The sequence below is a fragment of the Comamonas sp. Z3 genome (assembly GCF_008121565.1).
Classification (GTDB): Bacteria; Pseudomonadota; Gammaproteobacteria; order Burkholderiales; family Burkholderiaceae_C; genus Comamonas; species Comamonas brasiliensis.
In genome coordinates, this window is the sequence record NZ_VOQU01000005.1 from 118,484 (window position 1) to 132,812 (window position 14,329).

The 14,329-nt window shown below is 62.3% G+C and carries 14 protein-coding genes; 6 read left to right on the forward strand and 8 right to left on the reverse strand.

Annotated elements, in window-relative coordinates:
* Nucleotides 1–19: 19 nt before the first annotated feature.
* Nucleotides 20–1,075, reverse strand: a complete 1,056-nt coding sequence (gene cyoA, locus FSY59_RS15870) for a ubiquinol oxidase subunit II (RefSeq protein WP_148729290.1) — start codon at nucleotides 1,073–1,075, stop codon at nucleotides 20–22.
* Nucleotides 1,076–1,413: 338 nt separating this feature from the next.
* Here cyoA and FSY59_RS15875 point away from each other — a divergent pair, with 338 nt between their 5' ends.
* Nucleotides 1,414–2,754, forward strand: a complete 1,341-nt coding sequence (locus tag FSY59_RS15875; RefSeq protein ID WP_043372640.1) for an MFS transporter — start codon at nucleotides 1,414–1,416, stop codon at nucleotides 2,752–2,754.
* Nucleotides 2,755–2,877: 123 nt separating this feature from the next.
* On the opposite strand, the gene FSY59_RS15880 is transcribed toward FSY59_RS15875, so the two are convergent.
* Complete coding sequence (locus FSY59_RS15880) at nucleotides 2,878–3,876, reverse strand: tripartite tricarboxylate transporter substrate binding protein (RefSeq protein WP_003055494.1); 999 nt, start codon at nucleotides 3,874–3,876, stop codon at nucleotides 2,878–2,880.
* A gap of 188 nt (nucleotides 3,877–4,064) precedes the next feature.
* Between FSY59_RS15880 and FSY59_RS15885 the strand changes: the two genes are divergently transcribed.
* On the forward strand, nucleotides 4,065–4,976 hold the full coding sequence (locus tag FSY59_RS15885) for a LysR family transcriptional regulator (protein WP_003055493.1): 912 nt from the start codon (nucleotides 4,065–4,067) through the stop codon (nucleotides 4,974–4,976).
* A gap of 145 nt (nucleotides 4,977–5,121) precedes the next feature.
* Here the strand turns inward: FSY59_RS15885 and FSY59_RS15890 are convergent, their stop codons facing one another.
* Nucleotides 5,122–5,910 carry an IclR family transcriptional regulator C-terminal domain-containing protein gene (locus FSY59_RS15890; protein ID WP_003055491.1) on the reverse strand — a complete coding sequence of 263 codons (789 nt, stop codon included), beginning with the start codon at nucleotides 5,908–5,910 and terminating at the stop codon, nucleotides 5,122–5,124.
* A 180-nt stretch (nucleotides 5,911–6,090) separates the two neighbouring features.
* Here FSY59_RS15890 and pobA point away from each other — a divergent pair, with 180 nt between their 5' ends.
* From pobA to FSY59_RS15910, 4 genes are all read left to right on the forward strand, one after another.
* The gene (gene pobA, locus FSY59_RS15895) at nucleotides 6,091–7,266 is read left to right on the forward strand and encodes a 4-hydroxybenzoate 3-monooxygenase (RefSeq protein WP_003055490.1); all 1,176 of its coding nucleotides are present in this window, start codon (nucleotides 6,091–6,093) and stop codon (nucleotides 7,264–7,266) included.
* A 507-nt stretch (nucleotides 7,267–7,773) separates the two neighbouring features.
* Entirely contained in the window at nucleotides 7,774–8,553 is a 780-nt protein-coding gene (locus FSY59_RS15900; protein ID WP_148729291.1) for a 2OG-Fe dioxygenase family protein, read from the forward strand.
* 189 nt (nucleotides 8,554–8,742) lie between these two features.
* Entirely contained in the window at nucleotides 8,743–9,216 is a 474-nt protein-coding gene (locus FSY59_RS15905) for a hypothetical protein (protein ID WP_148729292.1), read from the forward strand.
* A 146-nt stretch (nucleotides 9,217–9,362) separates the two neighbouring features.
* On the forward strand, nucleotides 9,363–9,800 hold the full coding sequence (locus FSY59_RS15910) for a universal stress protein (RefSeq protein WP_029158699.1): 438 nt from the start codon (nucleotides 9,363–9,365) through the stop codon (nucleotides 9,798–9,800).
* A gap of 66 nt (nucleotides 9,801–9,866) precedes the next feature.
* On the opposite strand, the gene FSY59_RS15915 is transcribed toward FSY59_RS15910, so the two are convergent.
* From FSY59_RS15915 to livG, 5 genes are all read right to left on the reverse strand, one after another.
* Complete coding sequence (locus FSY59_RS15915; protein WP_085960130.1) at nucleotides 9,867–10,424, reverse strand: bacteriohemerythrin; 558 nt, start codon at nucleotides 10,422–10,424, stop codon at nucleotides 9,867–9,869.
* 85 nt (nucleotides 10,425–10,509) lie between these two features.
* On the reverse strand, nucleotides 10,510–11,493 hold the full coding sequence (locus FSY59_RS15920) for a tripartite tricarboxylate transporter substrate binding protein (protein ID WP_003055485.1): 984 nt from the start codon (nucleotides 11,491–11,493) through the stop codon (nucleotides 10,510–10,512).
* Nucleotides 11,494–11,960: 467 nt separating this feature from the next.
* Entirely contained in the window at nucleotides 11,961–12,725 is a 765-nt protein-coding gene (locus FSY59_RS15925; RefSeq protein ID WP_003055484.1) for an SDR family NAD(P)-dependent oxidoreductase, read from the reverse strand.
* 80 nt (nucleotides 12,726–12,805) lie between these two features.
* Nucleotides 12,806–13,519: an ABC transporter ATP-binding protein gene (locus FSY59_RS15930; protein ID WP_003055483.1), complete on the reverse strand. Its 714-nt coding sequence runs from the start codon at nucleotides 13,517–13,519 to the stop codon at nucleotides 12,806–12,808.
* Nucleotides 13,519–14,286: a high-affinity branched-chain amino acid ABC transporter ATP-binding protein LivG gene (gene livG, locus FSY59_RS15935; protein ID WP_148729293.1), complete on the reverse strand. Its 768-nt coding sequence runs from the start codon at nucleotides 14,284–14,286 to the stop codon at nucleotides 13,519–13,521. Before livG ends, FSY59_RS15930 begins: the two co-directional genes overlap by 1 nt.
* Nucleotides 14,287–14,329: the final 43 nt, after the last annotated feature.

The window sequence follows — 14,329 nt, forward strand, 5'->3', positions numbered from 1 at the left end:
CATCCGCACCGTGAACTACTTATTGCTGTGCGACAGCTCCGGAGGCGGCGACTTCGTCGAGCAGGGCGACAACGCGGTCAGCGTCTTTGGAAGTGCAGACATCCAGGGGCAGGGTCACGCTGGAGGTCTTGCCGTGGTGTGCAGGTGGCTTGCCGCCGGCGGCGTCGATGGCCATCATTTCGTTCATGCACATCTTGCCGTCTTCCACGCAGCGGTTGAGGACCTTGTTGTACAGGCCTTCGTCCACGCTGGCGAAGCGTTCAACAGGGTTGCGCTCGCTGGGCTTGGCCAGGTCGAGGTAGGCATCGCGCGTCAGGGTCTTGCCTTCGCTCTTGGCCTGGGCCACCCACTGGTCGAACTGCTGGTTTTCCAGACCGTGGAACTTGAAGGTCATGCCGGCAAAGCCAGCGCCGCTGTAGTGGGAGGACTTGCCGCCATAGACACCGGGCTTGTTGATCACGGCATTCAGTTCGGTCTGCATGCCGGGCATGGTGTAGATCATGCCGGCCAGATCGGGAACGTAGAACGCGTTCATGGTGTTGGTGGAGGTCAGCTTGAAGCGGATGGGGCGATCCACCGGGGCAGCCACTTCGTTGACGGTGGCGATGCCTTGCTCTGGGTAGAAGAACAGCCACTTCCAGTCCAGGGACACGACCTGAATCTCCAGGGGCTTGACGTTGGGGTCCAGCGCCTTGGTGGAGGAGATGCGGTCCAGCGGACGATAGGGGTCGAGCTTGTGGGTGCTGATCCAGGTAATGGCGCCCAAAGCGATGATGATGAGCAGGGGAACCGTCCAGATCACCAGCTCCAGCGCAGTGGAGTGGTGCCATTCGGGGTCGTACTTGGCTTCGGTGTTGGACTGGCGGTATTTCCAGGCAAAAAGCAGCGTCAAAAAGATGACGGGGACGATGATGAGCAACATCAGCAAAGTGGCCGTAATGACCAGATCGCCTTGCTGCTTGGCGACATCGCCAGCTGGGTTGAGGACGACGGCCTTGCTGCAACCGGCGAGGGTTGCGGTCAAAGCGGCCGCTGAGAGCCACGCGGGCCCACGGATTTCCTTGATTTTTAACATGCTTTAGGCGTGACAAAGTCGCGCTTAGGTGTAAACGCGGATTACTGGATCTCGGCAAATGTAATACCAAACCGGGGGTTGTCCATTGGACATTTTGTCCAAGGTCAAGGGTTGGGTCTTGAAAATACGCTACGCGACAAGGGTTTAGCGCCTTCTGAAGGCGGGCAAACTTTGCGCTGACAGGGCTTGAAATTGTCAAATTCGCCCCAGCAGGCCCCCTCTGCCGAGGGCTGCGCTGACAGGGTTCAGGGCAAAAACTCTATTGCAGCTGCACATGCTTGGGCGTAGAACGGAAAGCGTCCCCGGGACTGAAAAGTAAGACAAGGAGTTGTACCTTTATGACAAGCATGAACCCGTCCGTTGGTCTTACTCAGCAAGACTATGAGAACTCGGAAACCCTGGCCTATGCGGATACCGATGAGGATGTGACCCCTGGCGAGATCGCGGTGGGCGTGATCATAGGGCGCTCTTCCGAGTACTTTGACTTCTTCGTGTTCGGCATCGCCTGCGTGCTGGTGTTTCCCTCGCTGCTGTTTCCCTATCTGTCCAAGCTCGACGGCACGCTGGCCGCGTTTGCCATCTTCTCGCTGGCCTTCGTGGCCCGCCCTGTAGGCACGGCGCTGTCGATGGCCGTGCAGCGGGTCTGGGGGCGTGCCACCAAACTGACATTGGCGCTGCTCCTGCTGGGCGTCTGCACGGTGGGCATGACCTTTCTACCCAGCTATGAGACAGCCGGCATGAAGGCCGTCTGGGCGCTGGTGATCCTGCGCATCGGCCAGGGCCTGGCGCTGGGCGGCTCCTGGGACGGCTTGCCCTCGCTGCTGGCCATGTCCGCACCGCCGAACAAGCGCGGCTGGTACTCGATGATCGGCCAGCTCGGGGCGCCGCTGGGCTTCATCATTGCGGCAGCGCTGTTTGCCTATCTGTACTCCAGCCTGTCGGCGGACGAGTTCATGAGCTATGGCTGGCGCTATCCGTTCTGCGTGGCTTTTGCCATCAACGTGGTGGCACTGTTTGCCCGCCTGCGCCTGGTCGTGGGGCAGTCCTATACCCAGCTTCTGCAGGAGCGTGAGCTGGAGCCCATCAGCGTGACCAGTCTCATGGCCAACGAAGGCCGCAATGTGATGATCGGTGCTTTTGCCGCACTGGCCAGCTTTGCGCTGTTCCACCTGGTGACCGTGTTCCCGCTGTCCTGGATCTCCATGTACTCCGATCAGTCCATGACCGAAGTGCTGGTGGTGCAGATCATCGGCGCGCTGCTGGCTGGCGCGGCCATCATGCTGTCGGGCTGGCTGGCGGACCGAGTGGGTCGCCGCAACACCCTGGGCACCATGGCCTGCCTGATCGGTATCTTCAGCTTCCTGGCTCCCTGGCTGCTGGGCAGCGGCAGCACCGGCAACAATGTGTTCATCCTGGTGGGCTTTGTGCTGCTGGGCCTGTCCTACGGTCAGGCATCGGGTACGGTGACTTCCAACTTCTCGTCGCGCTATCGTTACACCGGCGCGGCCCTGTCCACGGATATGGCCTGGCTCATCGGGGCGGCGTTCGCTCCGCTGGTAGCCCTGGGCGTCTCGGCCAAGTTCGGCCTGGTGGCCCTGGGTATCTATCTGCTGTCGGGAGCCTTGTGCACGCTGGCGGCCCTGGGCATCAACCGTGCCATCGAGGCGCGCGATCAATAGGCAGGCAGAGGTCCTTGCTGCAAAACGCCCGGTGCTGCGCATCGGGCGTTTTTTCTGAGGCTGCAGCGCATGAAAAAGCCGCCTTCAAGAGGCGGCTTCTTTACGGATGGGCGGGCTGGATGATCAGTCCAGAGCCAGACCTGCCTTCTTGATCACCTCGCCAAAGCGCTTGCTCTCGGAAGCCATGAAGGCCTTGAATTCGGCGGGTGTGGGGTTGAAGGACTCGTAGCCGAAGGCGGCGAACTTTTCCTTCACGTCCTGGCCGGTCAGCGCCTGACGGACGTCGGTGCGGATCTTCTCGACCACGGCAGCAGGGGTGCCGGGGCGCACGGCCAGGGCGTTCCAGCCGATGGCTGCGAAATCCTTGGGGCCGCCCGATTCGGACACCGTGGGCACGTTCTCGAAGCCGGCAATGCGGCTGGGAGCAGCCACCGCCAGGAAGCGCAGCTTGCCGCCACGCACCAGGGGGCCTGCAGTGCCCAGAGAGCCCAGGGCAAAGGTCAGCTCGCCATTGGCAACGCCCTGGTACAGCTGGCTGGTTTCCTTGTAGATCACGTGCTCCATCTTGGTGCCGGTCTGGTTTTCCAGCAGCGCCGAGCCCAGGTGCACGGGGTTGCCCACGGACCAGGAGCCGTAGTTCAGCTTGCCGGGATGCGCCTTGGCATCGGCGATCAGGTCACCGATGGTCTTGTAGGGGCTGTTGACGGGCACGCAGACAAAGAAGTAGTTGCGGAACAAGGGCATCAGGATGTCGAAGTCCTTGTTCAGGTCGTAGGGCAGCTTCTTGAACAGGTGGGGGTAGGCCGCGATGTGGACGTTGTCCAGCTGGATCATGTCCGTGCCGTCGGTCGCGCCGCGCTTGAATTCGTTGATGGCGATGAAGCCGTTGCCGCCGGGGCGGTTTTCCACCACCACGGGCTGGCCCCAGGCACGGCCCAGCTTGTCGGCCACCAGGCGCGAGATGCCATCGGGACCGCCGCCTACGGGGAAGGGGTTGATGATGCGCGAGGACTTGGTGGGCCACTTGTCGCTCTGTGCGAACGAGGGGGCTGCCACGGCTGCGGCAATGGCGCCAAGTGCAAATGCAGCTTGGCGACGGCTCATGTTGAGCTTATGGGTCATTTTGTCTCCCTGGAAGGATGTCGATGATGAATTGCGTGTGCACCACGCATTGTTGATATCGTCGGCTGTTATTTTTAGATATTCAGGCCCAGTTAATTACATTGTGTCACTTGGGGCATAAACACCTAGGTCTAGCTGAGGCTAGCAGCTATAGCAAAATAGCATAGCTTGTTTTGAAAGGTGTGAGCATGAATCTGCAGCAGATAGAGACCTTTGTTCGGGTGGCCGAAGTGGGGAGCTTCAGCAAGGCTGCGGTATTGCTGGACACCGCCCAGCCGGCGCTCAGCCGTCAGGTGCGGGCCCTGGAAACAGAGTTGCGCGAGACCCTGTTGATACGTACCGGGCGCGGCGTGACGCTGACCGATGCGGGGCGCCGCCTGCTCGAGCATGGTCACGCCATCATGCAGCGCGTGGCCATGGCCAAGGAAGACCTGGGCAGTCAGCGCGACGAGCCCGTCGGGCGTATCACCGTGGGCCTGCCGCCGAGTCTGGCGCGGCGCCTGACCTTGCCCCTGATCGACGGCTTCAGCCGCGAGATGCCCAAGGCCAGGCTGGCGGTGGTCGAAGGTTTCTCCATGAATATCTCGGAGTGGCTGACCTCGGGGCGCATGGATCTGGGCCTGGTCTACACGCCGGAGCCGCATCCGCAGATCGAGGTCTCGCCCGTGCTCGAAGAGCGTCTGTGCCTGATCGGCCCGGCCAGCACGCTGGCAGGGCGCACCAGCATTCCGTTCGAGCATCTGGCCGAGTTCCCGCTGATCATGCCCCAGCACGGGCAGATTTTCCGCAAGCTGATGGAGGCCCAGGCCACGCTGTCACAGGTCAAGCTCAATGTGGTCTGGGAGGTTTCCAGTGTGCCCGCCATTCTGGATCTGGTGCGCGGCGGCTATGGCTATGCGGCGCTGACCGACAGCGCCATGCACAGTCATGCCACGGATGCATCGCTGGTGGAGGTGCCCATCAAGTCTCCGCATATCGTCAGCACCTTGTGCCTGGTGCAGCCCGCCAAGAAGAAGTCCACGCCTCTGATGCGCCGCACGGCCGAGTTGCTGCGCCGTCTCAGCATGCAGGTCTGCTCGGTGGAGAGCGGCCATATCTGAACGCCGCGCCTGTACCGGGGCATTGCCGCTGCTGGTTCATGCTCCTGTTAGTAGAGCTTGTTGCGCTTGTTGAGTAAAGATTTCAGATACATATCTATCTGAAATCGATTTAAGGCGGGCGCTATAAGCTTCTGAAACGATAGCGTCAAAGCTGGGGGCGCAAGGTTCTGGCGGCCTCCTGCAGCAGCGGCAGTATTTCCAGCTGCATGGTTTGCGGGCTCATGCGCTTGGCCGATGTCACCACATTCAGCGCTGCCACGGTGCGCCCGCGCATATTGCGCAGTGGCACGGCCACGGCCTGAATCGCCAGTTCATGCTCTTCGAGCGCCATGCAGTAGTCGAGGCGGCGCACCTCGTCGAGCAAGCCCTTGAGCGCCGCACCATCGGAGACCGTGTGCGCCGTCAGCTTGGGCAGGTCATAGGTGGCCAGCCAGTCGTCGAGCTCCGAGCCCGAGAGCGAGGCCAGCAGCACCCGGCCCGTGGACGTGGCATGCGCCGGCAGGCGCGTGCCCAGGTGCAGTCCGTGGGCCATCAGCCGCTCGCCTTTTTCATGCACGGCGCTGCGCGCGACGATGACGACTTCGCGGCCCTCGCGCACCACACAGGAGTAGGACAGTCCGGTCTGCGCTGCCAGCCTGTGCAGCACGGGTTGCACGATGCGCGGCAGCCGGGCCGAGGCCAGATAGCTGCCCGACAGGCGCAGCACCTTGGGCGCCAGCCAGAAATAGCTGCCATCGGATTCCAGATAGCCGAGATAGGCCAGGGTGAGCAGATGGCGCCTGGCGGCGGCGCGCGTGATGCCCGCGCGTTCGGCCGCCATGGTGGCGTTCAGGCGCTGGCGCTCGGTGTCGAAGCTCTCGAGCACGGCCAGGCCCTTGGCCAGGCCGGCAATGAAGTCCGCTGCAGCGATGGTAGGGGTGCCGGGTTCACTCATGCTCGGTTCCGTCGTTCTTGTTTTGCGCGATCTTCGTTCTCATTGTGCGATTATCGCGCAGACATCGATTCTCTCCTTTGTCTTGATGCAGCACAAAACTTAGTCTTGCTGCACAGCGCAATCGGCGTCGTCACGCGCGCCGATCGACAGGTTTTTGAGCCATAACAAGGAGTCATATTCATGCGTACACAAGTCGCCATCATCGGTGCCGGTCCCTCGGGTTTGCTGCTGGGGCAGTTGCTCTACAAGGCGGGCATCGACAACATCATCATCGAGCAGCGCAGCGCCGACTATGTGCTGGGCCGCATCCGCGCCGGCGTGCTGGAGCAGGTGACGGTGGATCTGCTCAAGCAGGCGGGTGCCGACAAGCGCATGAATGAGGAAGGTCTGCCTCACGATGGCATCGAGCTGCTGTTCAAGGGCAAGCGTCACCGCATCGACCTCAACGGCCTGACCGGCGGCAAGCGCGTGATGGTCTACGGCCAGACCGAAGTCACCCGTGACCTGATGGAAGTGCGTGCCCAGGAGGGGTTGACCACGGTGTACGAGGCCAGTCACGTGCAGCCCGTGGACTTCGAGAGCGACAAGCCCAAGGTGCGTTACGAAAAAGACGGCCAGGTGCACGAGATCGAATGCGACTTCATCGCCGGTTGCGACGGCTTTCACGGCATCTGCCGCGCCAGCGCGCCTCAGGACAAGATCAAGACCTTCGAGAAGGTCTATCCCTTCGGCTGGCTGGGCCTGCTCTCCGATACGCCGCCCGTGTCGCACGAGCTGATCTACGCCAACACCGAACGCGGCTTTGCCCTGTGCAGCCAGCGCAGCGCCACGCGCAGCCGCTACTATCTGCAGGTGCCGCTGACCGACAAGGTCGAGGACTGGAGCGACGAAGCGTTCTGGGAAGAGCTCAAGAAGCGCCTGGACCCCGAAGCGCGCGCCAATCTGGTGACCGGCCCTTCGCTGGAGAAAAGCATTGCACCGCTGCGCAGCTTTGTGACCGAGCCCATGCGTTTCGGTCGCATGTTCCTGGCCGGCGACGCCGCCCACATCGTGCCTCCCACAGGCGCCAAGGGCCTGAACCTGGCGGCTTCCGATGTAGGCTATCTGTCGCAAGCCTTTGTCGAGTATTACCAGGAACAGTCCGAAGCCGGCATCGATCGCTACTCCGAGCAGTGCCTGCGTCGCGTCTGGAAGGCCGAGCGTTTCTCCTGGTGGATGACCTCCATGCTGCACAACTTCCCCGGCGAAGGCGAGTTCAACACCAAGGTGCAGGAAGCAGAGCTGGACTACATCGTCCACTCCGAGGCCGGCTCCACCTCGCTGGCCGAGAACTATGTGGGTCTGCCTCTGGTGTAAGAACGTTTTGGCGATCTCTACGCAGCCGTGTTGGAGCGCCATCGGGATGAGTTCGAAGCGATGGCTCGCCGCTTGCACCGGGGTGCAAGCAAGAGTCAGCGCGCAGCACATCGCCCGATTTCGCGCCAACCCTTAGGGACAGGTGCCTTGCGCACGCCCGGTCAGAGGCGGTCTGCGGGGTTGCCTCGCCGGCCGCGCGAATCCTCGCAATAGCACGGCTATGGCTGCGGTATCGCGCGCGGGGGGCGCCCCTGGCATCCCCTCCCGCAAAGCCTGTGTCGCGGCACGGGGAGATCGTCAACAGGTTCTACGCCCCAGACCGGCTGGCCTTCGTCACCGTGGTGATGAAGGGCAGGTGTCCGATCCCGGCGCCTTGCGCTCTGCCTGCCTTGCTGTAAGCGAGGCAGGCATTTTTCATCCATGCAATTTGGTTGATGCTGCCTTGCGTAAATTTTGATGCCGGGGCGCAAGCCGCAAGGGCCAGCGAGGAGTAAGCTTGCCGACCTTATGGCGCACATCATGTTTTCCCCTCCCTATATTGCCGCTGCCGAGGCAGCCCAGTCCTTGCGTACGCGCGGCTATGCCGTGCTGCAGCCCGAGGACTTCGCCCAGTGGATGGGCCTGAGCGTGAGCGATCTGCATGCCATGGATGCGGACTGGCAGGGCCTGCCGCCCGACGCCTTCCTCAAGGATGGCGGCCGCTATCGCCGCCGCCGCCATTCCTGCTTTGTCAGCGAAGGCGATCAGGTTCAGCAGGTGCCCCACCGCGCCCACTGGCAGCCCGTGGAATACAACGCTCTGCATGGCGGCATGCAGCGCATGTTCGAGCCCATGCTGGACAGCACGACGACGAGCGCGGCATGGCTGGAGATGATCAATGCTCTGGGGCAACTGGCCGATCAGGTGTTCTGCACCGACGAGCGTCATGAGCGCTGGTTTGTCGAGGCGCACCAGTTCCGCATCGACACCACGGACGGCATAGGACGTCCCACGCCCGAAGGGGCGCACCGCGACGGCGTCGATCTGGTCGCTGTGCTGCTGGTGGGGCGCAAGGGCGTCAAAGGGGGCGAGACCCGGGTGTTCGAAGCGACCGGCCCCAACGGCCAGCGCTTTACCTTGACCGAGCCCTGGTCCGTGATGCTGCTCGACGACGCGCGCATGATTCATGAGACCACGCCGATTCAACCTGCCGAGCCCGGTGGCGTGCGGGACACGCTGGTGCTGACCTATCGCCGTGGCAACTTCCAGGGCGCCGAGCTTCAGGAGCAGCCGGCTCAGGTCTCCTGACGGACTCGGGCGGGCCGCTTTGGAAAATTTGGGCAAAACTGTAACGTTCTCAATGCATCAAAGTGACGCCCTCGACACTGCATGATGCGGGCTCGTCGCGACGAAGTTCTCACATCGCCGCGTAAGCTCTCATTCAGGCAGCCGGGTCCACCGGCTCACACCACGCCCAGCAAGGCGTGGTTTTTTTATATGAATCGCTTCTACGCCCTTAGCATTTCCGTGCTGACAGCTCTTGTCACGATAGCTGCCTGCCAGCCCTTCGAGGATCGCCCTGCGCAGGCAGCCCAGACCAAGGAACCCACGATCTATTTTCGCAATGGACTGGAAATCTCCCTTGGCGATATCTCGGTGCCGATTCACGGCGTTCAGGAATGTCCCTATGGCCTGGCGGCGCCGGCCGGAGCTGTCGTCGAGATGAATGATGCCAAGTGCATTCGCCTTTCCGACGACACCGAGCAGATCGTCGTGATGCTGGATATGCCCGACGGCGTCGTCCGGGAGGCCTGGACCGTGCGCCGCGATGCGCCCAGCAAGCCGCATGAGCCGGCTTTCAAGAACGTCTCCCTGCTGCGCCCCGACGGCACGCGCATCACGATCACCGACAAGTCCCACAGGCTGCTGGACAAGTGCTACGAATACCAGGCGGCGCATGTCTGCATCTGAGATGCGTTGAACTTTGGGGTTGATTCATGTCAACACGCTGAGGCATGATGAAGGCAGACTGCATGCTATTCCAAGAGCGGCATCGGCCCCGGGTCTCTGGCTTGAGGTACATGTCGCCTGCAACTCGAAAGGAGAAACATATGTCCATGTTCAATCACATTCTGGTTCCGGTCGACGGCTCCAAGCCTTCCATGCTGGCGGCACGCAAGGCCGCCGAGCTCTCCAAGGTCTTTGGCAGCGCCGTGACGGCAGTGTATGTGGTCGATCCCTATCCTTTCACCGGCGTCGGTGCCGACTTTGCCTATGGGCAGTCGCAGTATCTGAGTGCTGCAACGGCCGAGGCCAACACCGCACTGGATGCCGTCAAGGCCATCATGGACGAGGCAGGTGTGCCGGTGAAGACCCTGGTGGGCGAGGGCCATGCCGTGCATGAAGGCATCGTGCGCACCATGGAAAGCGTGGGCGCCGATCTGGTCGTCATGGGCTCCCAGGGGCGGCGCGGCCTTGAGAAGCTGATGCTGGGCAGCGTCACCCAGCGCGTGCTGGGTGCCGTGCGTGTGCCGGTGCTGGTCGTGCGCGAGTGAGCGCCAGGCGGCTGTCCACGTAGCAACGGCTCCCCAGGGAGCCGTTTTTCTTGTGGGCAAGCGTGCTCAGCGATTGAGCAGCCGGGCCAGCCAGCCTTTCTTCCTGCGCTGCAATTCCAGCTCCTGCAGCACTTCGGCCTTGAGCTGCTCCTTCTGTGCCGAGTGTCCGCTTTCCTTGGACATCATGCGCAGATAGACCTTGGCCGAGTCCACATAGCCATGGTCTTCGTTGCGGATATGGTTGAACAGCCAGCGCGAGAGCATGCCGTGCAGTTCGGCGGCCACATCCTCGCCCGCATCGAAACGGGTCTGCATCTCGATCACGCGGCGTGTGAACAGCTCGTGCACCTTTTTGTGCGGCCCGGCGAACATATAGCCGGCGCTCTCGATCAGGCTTTCCTCGAAGACGAAATGCGAGACGGTGTAATCGATCATCTCGCCGATGACATCGCCCAGACCTTCGCGGTCGGGCGAGCTGCGCAGTTCGTAAAGCCGGTTGATGTAGTCGACGATGCGGCGGTGCTGCCGGTCGATCTCTGCAATCCCGGTGTCCAGCTCGGGGACCCAGACCAGCAATGCCATGATGTTCTCCAGAAATTCAAGGATTTCCGCAGAAGTATTCATGAGCTTGTCATCTGCCGCATTGATGCAGATCAGGTCGATCCGCTGCGGTAGCGCGGAGGATGCGGATCCTCCGCGCATTGCGGCGTCACTCGATCTTGGCGCCCGAGGACTCCACGATCTGCTTGGACTGCTTGAAGTCGGCCTGGAACATCTTGTCGAAGTTGGCGACACTCATGGACTGGGGCTCGGCGCCCTGGGTCAGAATGGCCTCGCGCACTTCGGGCATGGCCAGCAGCTTGTTCACTTCGAGATTGACCTTGGTCACGATGGACGAGGGCGTGCCCTTGGGCATGAACAGGCCATACCAGGTGCTCACATCAAAGCCCTTGAGGCCCGATTCGGCCAGCGTGGGTGTGTCGGGCAGCGAGCTGGAGCGGCTGGCCGAGGTCACGGCAATCGCGCGCAGCTTGCCGGACTTGATCTGGCCGATGGCCGATGGCACGGACGAGACCAGCAGGTCCACATTGCCGGCCAGCGCATCCATCATCGCGGGGTTGGAGCCCTTGTAGGGAACGTGGGTCAGGTGAATGCCCGAGGCCTTTTCCAGCATCACGCCCGCGAGGTGGATGCTGGTGCCGTTGCCGGGCGAGCCATAGGTGATCTTGGACGGGTTCTTCTTGGCTGCAGCCACCACGTCGGCCAGCGTCTTGTAGGGCGAGTTGGCGGCCGTGGCGATCACGATGGGGGTGTAGGCCACATGGGCCACGGGGATCAGGTCCCTGGTGGGGTTCCAGGGCAGGTTCTTGTAGAGATAGGGGCCGAGGACCACATTGTCCTTCTGGCCCATCACCATGTCGTAGCCCGTCGGGGCTGCTTTCACCGCTTCGGTGATGCCGATGGTGCCACCTGCACCCGCTCGGTTGTCTGGCACCACGGTCCACTTGCTGACTTCGGTGAGCTTGTTGGCAATCACGCGCGAGAGGATGTCGGTGCCGCCGCCGGGCGGGAAGGGCACGATCATGCGCACGGGCTTGTTGGGGTATTCGGCTGCGGGGTCTTGTGCAGCGGCGGAAAAGCTCAGGCCCGCGCTTGCGATCACGGCTGTGCTGATGAGGATTTGGCGAAACATGAAAAAGAAACTCCAGAGACGAACGGGGGAGCGCTGGCCCGCAGAAAAGGGCGGCGCAGTCGCGGCTGGTGTCTGAGTCCTGAACTCAGAAGCCAGAGTCACGGAAGGTGGGCTTTTCGATGATCGGGGAGGGTGGTTCCGCCATCAATGGGTATTTGTCTTTACCGGGGAGCGCGAGCCATGCTGTACGGACATGATCGCCATCCGCACGCGCTGCACCGCAGGGTTGCTGCAGTTGCTAGCACGGAGGCAGCGTACCGATCGGGTGTCGCTGCCGATGTGGCCCACGGGCGCGGATTGCGGCTCTGCGCACGGCGTCGAGGCAGTTGCAGAGCAGTCGAAACATTTTGCCACGCATGGCCGAGGTGCGAAGGCTTGGTTCGTGAATAGGCCGGGCTTGTACCCCGGCTTTGCGGGGACTCGGCAGTGCAGCCAAGGCTTGGATGTCAACGGCTGCGAATGAAGGCTCAGGCCTGACGTACGTCGGCAATCACCTGGTCACCGAAATCGGGCCGTGCCAGCCAGGCCAGCACGCGGTCTGCGGCATCGTCGGCCGAGGTCAGCTGGCCGTTGCTGTGCAGACTGGCAAAACGGGCCACATCCGGAAAATCGGCCGAGGCCGCGCTGCGTAGCTGCACCTGCATATCGGTGTCGATGACGCCGGGGGCCAGAGACACAATGCGCGCGCCGTTGGGTTTGGCCGCTTCTTCCAGCGCCACGCAGCTGCTGAACTGGTCCATGCCCGCCTTGGCCGTGCAGTAACTGGCTTGCGAAGCCATGGCGCGGCGGCCCAGACCCGAGGAAATATTGAGCACCTTGCGGGGAATTTCCCAGCTCTCGGTCGCACCGAGAAAGGCTCCGGTCAGGGCCATGGGCGCTTCAAGACCCACGCGCAGCGCATGGATCATATCGGCCGCAGGCACTTGAGACAGCGGCGCAATCTGCGGAATGACACCGGCGTTGTTGATCAGGGTGATGCTGGCCCATGCGCTGTGGTCCTGCGTTTCCAGCCAGGTCGTGAGGCGCTGCGCGGCTGCGGCGCTTTGCGCCAGATCCTGCTCCCATTGCAATAGCTGCTCGGGCTTGCTGGCGCTTGAGGCCAGGGCGGTGCTGGTCTTGCGGGCAATGCTCAGCAACTGATGGCCTTGTTGCAGCAGCCGTTGTCCCATGGACAGGCCCATGCCACGGGAGCCGCCTGTCAGAATCGTTAAATGCTTGGTCATGCCGGGCATCTTACGGTCGATTCAAGGCAGAAAAGAACAAGCCCCGCAGGACTGGCGTCCGGCGGGGCCTGCTGCAGGGTCAAAGGCGATCAATGACCCAGATAGGCCTTGCGCACGTCGTCATTGCTCAGCAGGTTGACGCCGCTGTCCTCCAGTACCACCTTGCCGGTTTCCAGCACATAGCCGCGGTCGGCAATCTGCAGGGCACGGTTGGCGTTCTGCTCGACCAGGAACACCGTCACACCCGCTGCGCGGATGGTCTGGATGATCTCGAAGATCTGCGCAATGATGAGCGGAGCCAGGCCCAGCGTGGGCTCGTCCAGCAGCAGCAGACGCGGCTTGCTCATCAGCGCACGGCCTATGGCCAGCATCTGCTGCTCGCCGCCCGACATGGTGCCCGAGCGCTGCGCTGCGCGTTCCTTCAGGCGCGGGAAGAGCTTGAAGACATGCTCGATGCCGTCGGCAATCTCGGTCTTGTTCAGGAAGAATCCGCCCATCTGCAGATTCTCGGTCACCGTCAGATCCTTGAAGACGCGACGGCCTTCGGGCGAGATGGCGATGCCGCGGCGCATGATGTGGTGGGTGGACATCTGGGTGATGTCGTCGCCCTCGAACAGAATGCGTCCGCCGCTGGCGCGCGGATTGCCGCACACCGTCATCAGCAGCGATGTCTTGCCCGCGCCATTGCTGCCGATCAGGGTGACGATCTCGCCCTGATCGACATGCAGGCTGGCATGATCGACCGCGCAGATCGCGCCGTAATGGGTGGAGACCTGCTCCAGTTGCAACATATGCTGGCTCATCAGGCCTCTCCCAGATAGGCCTTGATGACCCGTTCATCATTGCGAATCGCCTCGGGCAGGCCCATGGCGATGGGCTTGCCGTACTCCATGACCAGGATGCGCTCGGACACACCCATGACCAGGCCCATATCGTGCTCGATCAGCAGCACGGCGACGCCGTACTGTCTGCGCAGCTGGTCGATCAGATGCTGCAGGTCCTTCTTCTCCTGGGGGTTCAGGCCGGCAGCGGGCTCGTCCAGCATCAGCACGCGGGGCTTGGTGATCATGCAGCGTGCGATCTCCAGGCGGCGCTGGTGACCATAGGCCAGATTGCCGGCTTCGCGGTTGGCGAACTGGCGCAGGCCCATCACGTCCAGCCACTGGAGTGCGTTGTCGATCTTTTCCTGCTCGGCGCGGCGATAGCCGGGGGTGTTGAACAGGCCGCCGAGCAAGCTGGCACGCGACTGGCGGTGCTGGGCGACGAGCAGGTTTTCCAGCGCCGTCATGCTCTTGAACAGACGCACGTTCTGGAAGGTGCGCACCACGCCGTGGTTGGCGACGTGATGGCTGCTCTGGCCCGCAATGCTCTGGCCGTCCAGCACGACGCTGCCGCCCGAAGGCTGGTAGAAACCACTGATGCAATTGAACACCGTGGTCTTGCCCGCGCCATTGGGGCCGATGATGGCAAACACTTCCTGAGGGCGTACGTTAAAGCCCACGTTGTCCACGGCCAGCAGGCCGCCGAAGCGCATGCACAGGTCTTTGACTTCTAGCAAATACTCGCTCATGCGTTTGCCCTGCCTGTGGTTGTAGTTATTGAAATGATAGCGT

Coding starts and splice junctions, on each gene's coding strand:
- FSY59_RS15885 (WP_003055493.1), top strand. CDS start 4,065: ATGAATCTGCAGCAGATAGAGACCTTTGTTCGGGTGGCCGAAGTGGGG.
- cyoA (WP_148729290.1), bottom strand. CDS start 1,075: ATGTTAAAAATCAAGGAAATCCGTGGGCCCGCGTGGCTCTCAGCGGCC.
- FSY59_RS15880 (WP_003055494.1), bottom strand. CDS start 3,876: ATGACCCATAAGCTCAACATGAGCCGTCGCCAAGCTGCATTTGCACTT.
- FSY59_RS15920 (WP_003055485.1), bottom strand. CDS start 11,493: ATGTTTCGCCAAATCCTCATCAGCACAGCCGTGATCGCAAGCGCGGGC.
- pobA (WP_003055490.1), top strand. CDS start 6,091: ATGCGTACACAAGTCGCCATCATCGGTGCCGGTCCCTCGGGTTTGCTG.
- FSY59_RS15910 (WP_029158699.1), top strand. CDS start 9,363: ATGTTCAATCACATTCTGGTTCCGGTCGACGGCTCCAAGCCTTCCATG.
- livG (WP_148729293.1), bottom strand. CDS start 14,286: ATGAGCGAGTATTTGCTAGAAGTCAAAGACCTGTGCATGCGCTTCGGC.
- FSY59_RS15930 (WP_003055483.1), bottom strand. CDS start 13,519: ATGAGCCAGCATATGTTGCAACTGGAGCAGGTCTCCACCCATTACGGC.
- FSY59_RS15925 (WP_003055484.1), bottom strand. CDS start 12,725: ATGCCCGGCATGACCAAGCATTTAACGATTCTGACAGGCGGCTCCCGT.
- FSY59_RS15905 (WP_148729292.1), top strand. CDS start 8,743: ATGAATCGCTTCTACGCCCTTAGCATTTCCGTGCTGACAGCTCTTGTC.
- FSY59_RS15900 (WP_148729291.1), top strand. CDS start 7,774: ATGGCGCACATCATGTTTTCCCCTCCCTATATTGCCGCTGCCGAGGCA.
- FSY59_RS15890 (WP_003055491.1), bottom strand. CDS start 5,910: ATGAGTGAACCCGGCACCCCTACCATCGCTGCAGCGGACTTCATTGCC.
- FSY59_RS15875 (WP_043372640.1), top strand. CDS start 1,414: ATGACAAGCATGAACCCGTCCGTTGGTCTTACTCAGCAAGACTATGAG.
- FSY59_RS15915 (WP_085960130.1), bottom strand. CDS start 10,424: ATGAATACTTCTGCGGAAATCCTTGAATTTCTGGAGAACATCATGGCA.